The sequence below is a fragment of the Bacteroides xylanisolvens XB1A genome (assembly GCF_000210075.1).
Classification (GTDB): Bacteria; Bacteroidota; Bacteroidia; order Bacteroidales; family Bacteroidaceae; genus Bacteroides; species Bacteroides xylanisolvens.
On record NC_021017.1, the window covers coordinates 4,208,810 to 4,219,497 of the forward strand.

The window sequence follows — 10,688 nt, forward strand, 5'->3', positions numbered from 1 at the left end:
GTTTCAGACTGAGCCGTTATTGTCAGCGGTAGTATCTTGGGATCATTTCCGTACCGGAATGAATTAATTTTTAGGGATATGCCGCCGTTTCATAATCTTAGCGGTCTAAAGTAAAACAAAAAAAGAGAATCTAATTTCTCAGATTCTCTTTGGAGAGCGGAAGACGGGGCTCAAACCCGCGACCCTCAGCTTGGAAGGCTAATGCTCTATCAACTGAGCTACTTCCGCAATTTTTGTGGGCAAAGATGGATTCGAACCACCGAAGTCGAAAGACAGCAGATTTACAGTCTGCCCCATTTGGCCACTCTGGTATTTGCCCTTTTTTTGCTTTTGAGGAGGTTTGTTTCTCAATTGCGGTGCAAAGATACAACTATTTATTTAAACTCCAAACAAAATCGATCATTTTTATTGCAGTAATTGCACATTCGTCTCCTTTGTTACCCAGTTTGCCACCGGCACGATCCTCTGCTTGCTCCATTGTATTTGTGGTAATTAATCCGTAAATAACTGGTATATCGCCAGTTGCGTTTAATTCGGTAATTCCCTGGGTTGCTCCCATACAAACATAATCAAAATGTGGAGTATCTCCTTTAATTACGCAACCAATTGCAATAATTGCATCAAGATCGCAATTTTCCATCATTTGATTGGCGCCAAAAGTTAGTTCGAAACTTCCCGGTACAGTTTTTACCAGAATATTTTCGTCTTTTGCTCCATGTTTTTTTAATGTATCGACTGCGCCTTTCAGTAAAGCACCGGTAATATTGAAGTTCCATTCGGATACGACAATGCCAAATTTCATTGCTTCTGCATTCGGAACGGAATTGAAATCATATTCGGATAAGTTATGGTAAGCTGTTGCCATAGTAAATTAAAAGTTGAGAATTATAAAATGAAGTTTGAAAGTATGGGAAATTAAGAAGAAAGGCACGGATTTCACGGATTCCACGGTTTTAATAGATAATCCGCTTAATCCGGTGTAATCCGTGCCTCGATCTCCTTATATAATAAGGTATTATTTTTTCATCAATTTAGCCTGTTCGATATATTTGTCGATGTCCATAGCTTGATAAGACTGGAAGTATTTATCCTTGATCTTAGTGTAAGCGTTTACTGCATCGTCATATTTTCCTTGTTTTACCAGGATTTCTCCGGCTTGTATCAGGAAAATCGGGCTTAATGTGTTGTTGTCAGCTTTGTCTGCTGCCGACAGTAAAGTAGAGGCAGCTTTGTCCAGTTGGCCAAGTTGTGCATAGCAGTTACCTGCAGCACCCAAGATTGCCGGAGCAACCATTTGGTCTTTTCCATTGAAGCTATCCAGCATCTTCACTGCTTCTTCATATTTGCCAAGTTGTGCGTAGCAAATACCAGCATAAGCTTTTGCCAAATTAGCTGCTTTTGTTCCGCTGTACTCATCAGCTACTTTCAGGAAACCTGTGTAACCGATGCTGTCACCGTTTAAAGCCTGTTCAAAAGCATCCTGTTCAAAGTATTCCTGTCCTTTGAAAAGAGCTGCTTGTGCTTTTTCTTCACGTGGTTCAGCATAGAGGTTTTTGTACATGATAAAACCTGCTACAATAATAATCACAGCAACAACACCGCCAATAATTGCGTTTTTGTACTTGATAAGAAATGCTTCCGATTGTGTCAGTGCATCTTCTACGTTCAGATGTTCGTTCTGATTCTTTTGTTCTGCCATTTTATATGATTCTTTTTGTTATTATTCACAGTTTGATATTTCGACTCGCAAAAGTAGTTTTTTTATATCTACAAATGAAATTTAGAAGCATCTTTTTTTGTTTTACACCCGAAAACCACGAAAATCTTGCTACTTTTGTGAACAAATTAACGTGTGCACAATGATACTGAAACGAATATCTATATTAAATTATAAGAATCTGGAAGAGGTGGAGCTGGGATTCTCTGCCAAACTGAATTGTTTTTTCGGATTGAATGGGATGGGGAAGACGAATCTGCTGGATGCAGTGTATTTCTTATCCTTCTGTAAAAGTTCCGGCAATCCGATTGATTCGCAGAATATTCGTCATGAACAAGACTTCTTTGTCATCCAGGGTTTCTATGAAGCGGAGGACGGAACTCCTGAAGAGATTTATTGTGGAATGAAACGCCGTTCGAAGAAACAATTTAAGCGGAATAAGAAAGAATATAGCCGCTTCTCGGATCACATCGGCTTCCTGCCTTTGGTGATGGTTTCACCTGCCGATTCTGAATTGATAGCCGGAGGGAGTGATGAACGTCGCCGGTTTATGGATGTAGTGATTTCGCAGTATGATAAAGAATATCTTGAAGCACTGATACGGTATAATAAAGCATTGGCGCAGCGTAACACATTGCTGAAGAGTGAGTTCCCGGTGGAGGAAGAGTTGTTTCTTGTATGGGAGGAAATGATGTCTCAAGCCGGTGAAATCGTTTTCCGGAAGCGTGAAGCGTTTATCCGGGAGTTTATTCCTATTTTCCAATCTTTCTATTCTTTTATTTCTCAGGATAAAGAGGCTGTGGGATTATCTTATGAGTCTCATGCACGGGATGCTTCTTTGTTGGAAGTGTTGAAGCAGAGCAGGGAGCGGGATAAGATAATGGGGTTCTCTTTGCGGGGGATTCATAAGGATGAGTTAAATATGCTGTTGGGCGAATTTCCGATAAAGAAAGAAGGCTCGCAGGGACAGAATAAGACATATCTGGTGGCGTTGAAATTGGCACAGTTTGATTTCTTGAAACGTACGGGCAGAACTGTTCCTTTATTATTATTAGATGATATTTTTGATAAACTGGATGCTTCCCGCGTAGAGCAAATAGTGAAGCTGGTGGGCGGAGATAATTTCGGGCAGATATTTATAACGGATACGAACCGGGGGCATCTGGACCGTATTTTACATAAGGTAGGTAGTGATTATAAGATATTTCGTGTAGAAGAGGGTACAATTCAAGAAATGGAGGCTGACGATGAAGCGCAATGATGCCGAACAAATAGGAAAACTGATTCAACAGTTTCTTCGTCAGGAGAGTTTGGAATCTCCGCTGAACGAACAAAGACTGTTGGATGCCTGGCCTCAAGTCTTAGGACCGGCGGCGGCTTATACCAGCAATCTTTATATTCGTAATCAGACATTGTATGTGCATCTTACTTCTGCTGCTCTCCGGCAGGAGTTGATGATGGGGCGTGAGGTATTGGTGCGCACACTCAATCAGAGAGTCGGTGCTATGGTTATTACAAACATTATTTTTCGTTGAGGAAAGGGATTCTGTCTATAACCTTTATACCCAGCTTGCGAAGTGTTTCGGTTGCACGGCTGTAATAAAAAGGATTTTCCAGATATTGATTATTGTGAGCATCTACACCGATGATAGCGGTGCAACCTTCATGGGCGGCTACTTTCCAGAAATCCGGGTAAGGAATGCTGGTGATTCCATGAATGTCATTATACTCTTCATAACCAAGATTATATTCCAACGGTAGGTTTAACCGTGCTGCTGTTCGGCAGATATGTCTGCTGACCAGTTTGCAATGATGATCGAATTCCGGGTAGGAACGCATGAATAAATCCGGATGGGCAAGGTAGGCAAATAGTCCGCTTTCCATCCCTTCAATAGCACTCTCTTCGTAGAGCTCGAGCATGTCTACCGAATCTGTATTCCGGCCAAAATAGGGAAACTTCTCATCTGTATGAAAATGGTGATTTCCGAAGATGATGTAATCCAGCTTATATTCTTTGATGATTCCTTTTAACCAGTGTATATATTCAGGAAAGTATTCACATTCCAATCCTATTTTTATACTGATTTGATTCTTGTATTTTTCTTGTAGCGAACGGAGGCTTTCCACATAGCCCGGCAACTCTTCAGGGAGCATGCGGATGTCGGAGATATAATTGGTGTGGTATTTCCACGGAGTGTGGTCTGAAAAGCCTATTTCTTGATAGCCGCCTTTGATGGCACTTAAAACAAATTCTTCGTCACTCCCTGTCGCATGATGGCAGCGGGTGGTATGGGTGTGATAATTCGTCTTCATTGATTGTTATAATTATATCCATGCGGACGTCGAATGATTCCGCAGGAACTTCTTCTACTAATTGAAATGGGAAACAAATCCCAGCTTTGTAAGCTGTTGGTATGCGTGGCAAGAGGCGGTCGTAGTATCCTTTTCCTCGTCCCAAACGATTACCTTTTGCGTCGAATGCTACTCCGGGAACGACGATGAAATCGATGGCTGCATAGTCTGTGAATGCTTCCCCGGTTGGTTCTTCTATGCCATAGACACCACAGATTGACATATTTTCAGGCCCGGTATATATCCGAAGCTCCAAATCATCGCCTACCACTACGGGGAGCAAGATTCGCTTCTTATTGCTCCATTTTCGGATAAACTCATGTGTGTCTACTTCATCATTTAGCGAATGGTATAGTAGTACGGTATTGGCCGCCCTGAAAGCCGGGTGGGCTTCAAGGGCGGTCAGTATGTTAGCTGATTGCAGCTTTCGCATAGTCGAATCCGCGTGTTGGGTCTTCAGTAATGCTATACGCTTGCGCAGTTCTTTTTTTCTTTCCATCTTTTTTGTCCTTCGTCACTTCTTCCTCTTCAACGGCTACCGGAGCTTTTGGGAAAGCTTCTCCTTTTTCGAGTATCTCAATGCCTTTAATGACGGTAGCATCTGTCTTGTTAAAATATTGAAGATAAGCTTCCAGTCCAAGCATATTGTAGATGATATTACCAAAGAGGTTCTTCTCCAAAAGTTTGTATGACTTCTGAATGAGGATATTTCTTCTTTTCACTCCTTTGCTGTCGGCAAAACGGACAAACTGTTCTACCAATCCCTGATGACGAAGATAATTCAGCAATTCTTCCTCTGTTTCATATTGGCTAAGTTTCTTCCGGTTATTGTCGGTGTACTGGAATGTGAATTGAATAGTCAGTCCCCGGTTGATAACAGTAGAAAGATAAGAGGTGACTCCCGTTGTATCTTGCGGTACGAATATATCCGGCATGATACCACCACCGCCATAAACAGTACGTCCCAAGCTGGTGTTATAACGTTCGCTTTCATTCTGCTTGATACTGTCGCGTGAGAAGAATTCCCCATGTTCGTAACGGGTATATAAATCCAGTTCGTAGTTACGATCTTTACCGCTTTCGTATGGGCGTTGGATACAGCGTCCGGATGGAGTGTAGTAGCGGGCGATTGTCAGGCGGATGGCTGAACCGTCACTGAAGTCGATCGGTTGTTGCACAAGCCCCTTACCAAAGGAACGGCGTCCTACAACTGTACCCCGGTCGTTATCCTGAATAGCTCCGGTGAAGATTTCACTGGCAGAAGCAGAACCTTCGTCAATCAATACGACGAGTGGCATTTTCTGACAGCTACCTGTACCGTTGGCGAATTCTTCTGCACGTGGATATTTACGGCCTTGAGTGTATACGATTAATTTGCCTTCGGGCAGGAACTCATTCACCATGCGAATGGCAGCTTCCATATATCCTCCGGTGTTACCGCGGAGGTCAATGATTAGACCTTTGCATTTTTTATGGTTGAGTTGTGCCAGTGCATTCAATAATTCTACATGGCTGGTACGTCCGAATTTGCTGACTTTCACGTAACCAATGTCATCGTTTAGCATATAAGCTGCATCAACGGTATTTTGAGGAATGTCTCCACGGGTAATGTTGAAATGCAATAAGTCTTTTTCTCCTGTTCGTTTGATACCTAATTTCACTTGTGAACCTTTCGGACCTTTCAGAGTGCGCATAGCCCGTTCGTTGGTTACTTTCTTACCGACAAACAAACTGTCGTCCACGGTAACAATACGGTCGCCCGCCATCAATCCTATCTTTTCAGAAGGGCCACCCTGAACGACTGCATTCACATGAATGGTGTCGTTCTGTATGGTAAACTGGATACCGATTCCGCTAAAGCTACCTTCCAGTTCCGAGTTGACTTCTTCGAGATTTTGGGCTGGGATATAAGTTGAATGTGGATCTAATTCGGCCAGAATCTGCGGCATGGCTTTTTCCACTAAATCGGTCATGTTTACGGTGTCGACATATTGATCGTCTACAATGCGTAACAATGCGTTTAGCTTATTGGAGGAGCCGTTGATAATACCCAAACGGTTGCCGGCAAAATGCTTGGCATAAAATGTACCGATAAGAATCCCGACTACCACGCTGACTGCTATGATGACAGGTGTAAAACGTGAAGAGTTTTTTGTACTCATGTCTATTCCTTTTTTAAAACGTTCGTCTTCTTATTTATCTGGAGAGGAATGGTTATCTAATTCTGTGTAGATAACTTCGATTCCCGCCCGTTTTAATAACTCAATTCCATCTTCCAGGCGGTAATGTTCGGAGTAAACTACCCGTTTGATCCCTGCCTGTATGATTAACTTCGCACATTCGATGCAAGGAGAGGCGGTGACGTACATGGTAGCACCGTCGCTACTGTTGTTTGAACGTGCTATTTTGGTAATGGCATTTGCTTCCGCATGCAGAACGTATGGTTTTGTCAGATTGTTTTCATCTTCGCATACATTCTCAAAACCGGAAGGCGTTCCGTTATATCCGTCGGAGATAATCATTTTATCTTTAACAATTAAAGCTCCTACTTTACGGCGTTGGCAATAGGAATTTTCAGCCCATATACTGGCCATGCGTATATAACGTTTGTCAAGTTCTAATTGTTTCTTTTCAATGTCCATGTTGTTAATTATTTGCTATCTTTGTACATGAAATGCCAATACGTATGTTTGCTGGCTTCCGGCCGGATTATAATATAAGAATAATCCATTGTCATCCCCTATGTATGAAGAGGCATTGTTTAGCCCTTTTATAAATTCTTTAGCTAAATCATCATTCTCATTGACATTGGTAACGCTAGCATGAAATTCATTATTCTTTCCATTAGCACTCCAGGTGCCTGTAAGATCTGCAGTGATAATTCTCCCTTTGACAGCACCATTAGAAATTCTGTTATCTTCTTCGGTTCCTGTGAAAGTTATTGTATAGGATTCTTGATTTTCATTCAATATTTTGATGCTTTTCTCACTAAAACCATTCATCCACCCGCCTTTATCCTTTAGATTGATGTAGGTCAGTTTCCATGTCTTTCCGGTGAATATACCTTGCAAATCGTCCGAATCATTACATCCTGAAAATAAAGGAAGCAATAAAAGCAATCCTACTATTTGAAATATACTTCTCTTCATATTTTATATCTAATAACTTAATACTTACTTTCTTATTCCATTTCTGATTAATAAAGCATCAATACTTGGTTCCTGCCCGCGGAAACGTTTATAAAGTACCATCGGATGTTCTGTTCCTCCTTTCGACAGGATATTATTGCGGAACGAGTCTGCAACTTCCTGATTGAATATTCCTTTTTGCTTGAACAATGAGAAAGCGTCAGCATCCAGTACTTCCGCCCATTTATAACTATAGTATCCGGCAGCATATCCACCAGCAAAGATATGGGAGAACTGCGTACTCATGCAAGCTTCCGGCACAACCGGCAATATTTGTGCATCCTTCCAGGCTTCCTGTTCATAAGCTTTCACGTCTCCTTCAAAAGGAGTGTCGCGAGTATACCACGCCATATCGAGTAAACCGAAACTTAGTTGTCGCAGACAAGCATAGGCAATATTAAAATTAGAAGCATCTACAAGACGTTTTATTAATTCATCCGGTAAAACTTCTCCTGTCTGATAATGACGGGCAAATGTATTGAGGAAATCTTTCTCTATGGCGAAGTTCTCCATAATCTGCGAAGGAAGCTCCACAAAGTCCCAATATACATTGGTTCCGCTTAAACTTCTGTAAGTGGAATTGGCAAACATGCCATGCAGGCTATGTCCGAACTCATGCAAGAATGTTTCTACTTCATTGAATGTTAATAAAGCAGGCTTATTCTCGGTTGGCTTGGTAAAGTTCATCACAACGGATACATGCGGACGGCTGTTTTCGCCAGTCTTTTTATCTATCCATTGGTCTTTGTAACTCGTCATCCAAGCTCCGGCGCGCTTACCTAAACGCGGGTGGAAGTCAGTATATAAGACGGCTAAGAATTTTCCGTCTTTATCAAACACTTCAAAGGCTTCCACTTCTTTATGGTAAACCGGAATTTCTGTATTTTTCCGGAAAGTAATTCCATATAACTTTTCAGCTAGTCCAAACACTCCTCTCTTCACTTGTTCCAATTCGAAGTAAGGACGGAGCATTTCTTCATTGATATTGAATTTTTTGTCTTTCAGTTTGTTTGAATAATAACTCCAGTCCCAAGGCATTACAACGAAATCATCTCCCTGCTCTTCGCGGGCCAGTTCTTGTATTTCTTTGTATTCTTGTTGTGCGGTAGGAGCGTATGCTTCCAGCAGTTGGTTGAGCAGCTTGTATACAGACTCACTGTTTTCAGCCATTCTTTTCTTTAGCGTGTATTCCGCATAGTCTTTGTATCCCAATAGCTGGGCTATTTTCATACGTGTATTGGCTATATTTTTTACGATATCGATATTATTGAATTCGTTATCGTGCGTACATTTTGTATTGTAAGCCATATACAATTTCTGGCGTAAATCACGATTATCGGAATACGTCATGAAAGGAACGTAGCTTGGAGCATGAAGCGTGAACGCCCATCCTTCTTTTTCTTCGCTCTTGGCTGTTTCAGCAGCAGCTTCTATGATAATTTCGGGTAATCCGGCGAGACTTTCCTTTTTTGTCAACAGCATCTGATAGGCATTTGTTTCTTTCAGGTTGTTTTCACTGAAAGTAAGCGTCAGTTTACTCAACTCGTTAGTCAGGCGGCGGTACTCTTCCCGCGCTTCTCCTTCCAAATTGGCACCATGACGAACAAAACTGTTGTATGCATTTTCCAGTAACTGTTTTTGTTCCTGTGTCAGTTGCAAAGTCTCTTTTTGGTTATACACTTCTTTCACACGTGCGAATAACTTTTCATTCAGTGTGATATTATTGCTGTGTTCACTAAGCAACGGCATAATCTTTTGAGCGAGTTCTTGCAGATCGTCATTCGTTTCTGCGCTCAACATATTACCGAAGACGGCAACTACTTTATCCAGTAATTCCCCTGATTCTTCGAAAGCTTCTATCGTATTGCTAAAATCAGCCTTTTCCGGATTCTGTATGATAGCCTCTATTTCAGCATTTTGCAGCTTGATTCCTTCGAGGATAGCAGGCTCATAATGTTCAGTTTCAATCCGGTCGAATGGCACGGTTCCGTGCGGCGTATGGTATTGCCCGTAGAAAGGATTCTGGGCGTTTGTTATATTGCTCATAGTGCAAACTAGTATCAATGTTATTAATAATCTCTCCATAGAAGTACAAAGCTACTAAAATTGTCGCTTATTCAACGGATAACACGTTGCTTTTTAACAATATATAAAATGAAATGTATAAAAAAACCGCTACGGTTTCCCGCAGCGGTTTTCTATATGGTTCAAGCTTCTAATTAAGCGTTAACTGATGCCATGTGAGCGATCAAGTCAAGAACTTTGTTAGAGTAACCGATTTCGTTGTCATACCAAGATACAACTTTAACGAAAGTATCAGTCAAAGCGATACCTGCTTTAGCGTCGAAGATAGAAGTACGAGCGTCACCTAAGAAGTCAGAAGAAACTACTGCATCTTCAGTGTAACCCAGGATACCTTTCAATTCGCCTTCAGAAGCTTCTTTCATTGCAGCGCAGATTTCAGCGTAAGTAGCCGGTTTAGCCAAGTTAACTGTCAAGTCAACTACAGATACGTCCAAAGTCGGAACACGCATAGACATACCAGTCAATTTGCCGTTCAATGCAGGGATTACTTTACCTACAGCTTTAGCAGCACCAGTAGAAGAAGGTATGATGTTGCCAGAAGCAGCACGACCACCTCTCCAGTCTTTCATAGAAGGACCGTCAACTGTTTTCTGAGTAGCAGTTGTAGAGTGAACTGTAGTCATCAAACCGTCAAGGATGCCGAACTTGTCGTTCAATACTTTAGCGATAGGAGCCAAACAGTTAGTAGTACAAGAAGCGTTAGATACAAATTGAGTACCTTTTACGTATGTCTTTTCGTTTACACCGCAAACGAACATCGGAGTGTCATCTTTAGAAGGAGCTGACATTACAACATATTTTGCACCAGCTTCGATGTGAGCCTGAGCTTTGTCTTTGCTCAAGAACAAACCTGTAGATTCAACAACGTATTCTGCACCTACTTCGTTCCATTTCAAGTCAGCCGGATTTCTTTCAGCTGTGATACGGATAGCTTGACCGTTAACGATCAATTTGCTGTTTTCAACATCTGCTTCGATAGTACCGTCGAATTGACCGTGCATTGTATCATACTTCAGCATGTAAGCCAAGTAATCAACCGGGCAAAGGTCATTGATACCTACGATTTGAATATCGTTTCTTGTCATTGCAGCGCGGAAAACGAAACGTCCGATACGTCCGAATCCATTAATACCTACTTTAATCATTTTGTTTAAACTTTTAAGGGTTTTATAATATTTGTTCAAATATCTCTCTACCTCCGCACTTGTTTTATTTTCAAATGCGGTGCAAAATTACAAAAATGTTTTTATATTCGCGCATTAAATTCACATTAAATATTGAAAAAAGATGGGAAAGAGTACATTTTTACAGGACTTTAAGGCGTTTGCCATGAAAGGTAACGTCAT

General features: G+C 41.4%; 11 protein-coding genes and 2 tRNA genes. 2 read left to right on the forward strand and 11 right to left on the reverse strand.

All coding sequences use genetic code 11. The features are described from left to right. Positions 1–155 precede the first annotated feature (155 nt). The 4 genes from BXY_RS16010 to BXY_RS16025 form a co-directional block, all read right to left on the reverse strand. A tRNA-Gly gene (locus BXY_RS16010) sits at positions 156–228 on the reverse strand. Between the two features lie 8 nt (positions 229–236). Next, positions 237–319, reverse strand: a tRNA-Tyr gene (locus BXY_RS16015). Positions 320–370: 51 nt separating this feature from the next. Further along, a complete protein-coding gene (ribH, locus tag BXY_RS16020; protein ID WP_004301766.1) occupies positions 371–865 on the reverse strand; it encodes a 6,7-dimethyl-8-ribityllumazine synthase in 495 nt (164 codons plus the stop codon). A gap of 150 nt (positions 866–1,015) precedes the next feature. Further along, positions 1,016–1,699 (reverse strand): tetratricopeptide repeat protein, encoded by a 684-nt coding sequence (locus BXY_RS16025; protein WP_004316163.1) that lies wholly within the window; start codon positions 1,697–1,699, stop codon positions 1,016–1,018. Between the two features lie 160 nt (positions 1,700–1,859). Between BXY_RS16025 and recF the strand changes: the two genes are divergently transcribed. Both recF and BXY_RS16035 read left to right on the forward strand, forming a co-directional pair. After that, on the forward strand, positions 1,860–2,978 hold the full coding sequence (gene recF, locus BXY_RS16030; protein ID WP_008645622.1) for a DNA replication/repair protein RecF: 1,119 nt from the start codon (positions 1,860–1,862) through the stop codon (positions 2,976–2,978). Continuing rightward, positions 2,965–3,252 carry a DUF721 domain-containing protein gene (locus tag BXY_RS16035; protein ID WP_004316165.1) on the forward strand — a complete coding sequence of 96 codons (288 nt, stop codon included), beginning with the start codon at positions 2,965–2,967 and terminating at the stop codon, positions 3,250–3,252. Before recF ends, BXY_RS16035 begins: the two co-directional genes overlap by 14 nt. On the opposite strand, the gene BXY_RS16040 is transcribed toward BXY_RS16035, so the two are convergent. The 7 genes from BXY_RS16040 to gap form a co-directional block, all read right to left on the reverse strand. Continuing rightward, positions 3,239–4,030 (reverse strand): histidinol-phosphatase, encoded by a 792-nt coding sequence (locus tag BXY_RS16040; protein ID WP_008645624.1) that lies wholly within the window; start codon positions 4,028–4,030, stop codon positions 3,239–3,241. The genes BXY_RS16035 and BXY_RS16040 overlap by 14 nt on opposite strands. After that, a complete protein-coding gene (locus BXY_RS16045) occupies positions 3,975–4,502 on the reverse strand; it encodes a 5-formyltetrahydrofolate cyclo-ligase (RefSeq protein ID WP_004316167.1) in 528 nt (175 codons plus the stop codon). Before BXY_RS16045 ends, BXY_RS16040 begins: the two co-directional genes overlap by 56 nt. Further along, positions 4,480–6,231, reverse strand: a complete 1,752-nt coding sequence (locus BXY_RS16050) for a S41 family peptidase (RefSeq protein ID WP_008645625.1) — start codon at positions 6,229–6,231, stop codon at positions 4,480–4,482. Before BXY_RS16050 ends, BXY_RS16045 begins: the two co-directional genes overlap by 23 nt. A gap of 30 nt (positions 6,232–6,261) precedes the next feature. Continuing rightward, complete coding sequence (locus BXY_RS16055; protein WP_004316169.1) at positions 6,262–6,711, reverse strand: dCMP deaminase family protein; 450 nt, start codon at positions 6,709–6,711, stop codon at positions 6,262–6,264. A 15-nt stretch (positions 6,712–6,726) separates the two neighbouring features. Further along, positions 6,727–7,218 (reverse strand): DUF4847 family protein, encoded by a 492-nt coding sequence (locus BXY_RS16060; protein ID WP_004316170.1) that lies wholly within the window; start codon positions 7,216–7,218, stop codon positions 6,727–6,729. Positions 7,219–7,242: 24 nt separating this feature from the next. After that, positions 7,243–9,303 carry a M3 family metallopeptidase gene (locus BXY_RS16065; RefSeq protein WP_015532440.1) on the reverse strand — a complete coding sequence of 687 codons (2,061 nt, stop codon included), beginning with the start codon at positions 9,301–9,303 and terminating at the stop codon, positions 7,243–7,245. 173 nt (positions 9,304–9,476) lie between these two features. Continuing rightward, entirely contained in the window at positions 9,477–10,487 is a 1,011-nt protein-coding gene (gene gap, locus BXY_RS16070) for a type I glyceraldehyde-3-phosphate dehydrogenase (protein WP_004316172.1), read from the reverse strand. Positions 10,488–10,688: the final 201 nt, after the last annotated feature.

Coding starts and splice junctions, on each gene's coding strand:
- BXY_RS16055 (WP_004316169.1), bottom strand. CDS start 6,711: ATGGACATTGAAAAGAAACAATTAGAACTTGACAAACGTTATATACGC.
- ribH (WP_004301766.1), bottom strand. CDS start 865: ATGGCAACAGCTTACCATAACTTATCCGAATATGATTTCAATTCCGTT.
- BXY_RS16045 (WP_004316167.1), bottom strand. CDS start 4,502: ATGCGAAAGCTGCAATCAGCTAACATACTGACCGCCCTTGAAGCCCAC.
- BXY_RS16025 (WP_004316163.1), bottom strand. CDS start 1,699: ATGGCAGAACAAAAGAATCAGAACGAACATCTGAACGTAGAAGATGCA.
- gap (WP_004316172.1), bottom strand. CDS start 10,487: ATGATTAAAGTAGGTATTAATGGATTCGGACGTATCGGACGTTTCGTT.
- BXY_RS16065 (WP_015532440.1), bottom strand. CDS start 9,303: ATGAGCAATATAACAAACGCCCAGAATCCTTTCTACGGGCAATACCAT.
- recF (WP_008645622.1), top strand. CDS start 1,860: ATGATACTGAAACGAATATCTATATTAAATTATAAGAATCTGGAAGAG.
- BXY_RS16040 (WP_008645624.1), bottom strand. CDS start 4,030: ATGAAGACGAATTATCACACCCATACCACCCGCTGCCATCATGCGACA.
- BXY_RS16050 (WP_008645625.1), bottom strand. CDS start 6,231: ATGAGTACAAAAAACTCTTCACGTTTTACACCTGTCATCATAGCAGTC.
- BXY_RS16035 (WP_004316165.1), top strand. CDS start 2,965: ATGAAGCGCAATGATGCCGAACAAATAGGAAAACTGATTCAACAGTTT.
- BXY_RS16060 (WP_004316170.1), bottom strand. CDS start 7,218: ATGAAGAGAAGTATATTTCAAATAGTAGGATTGCTTTTATTGCTTCCT.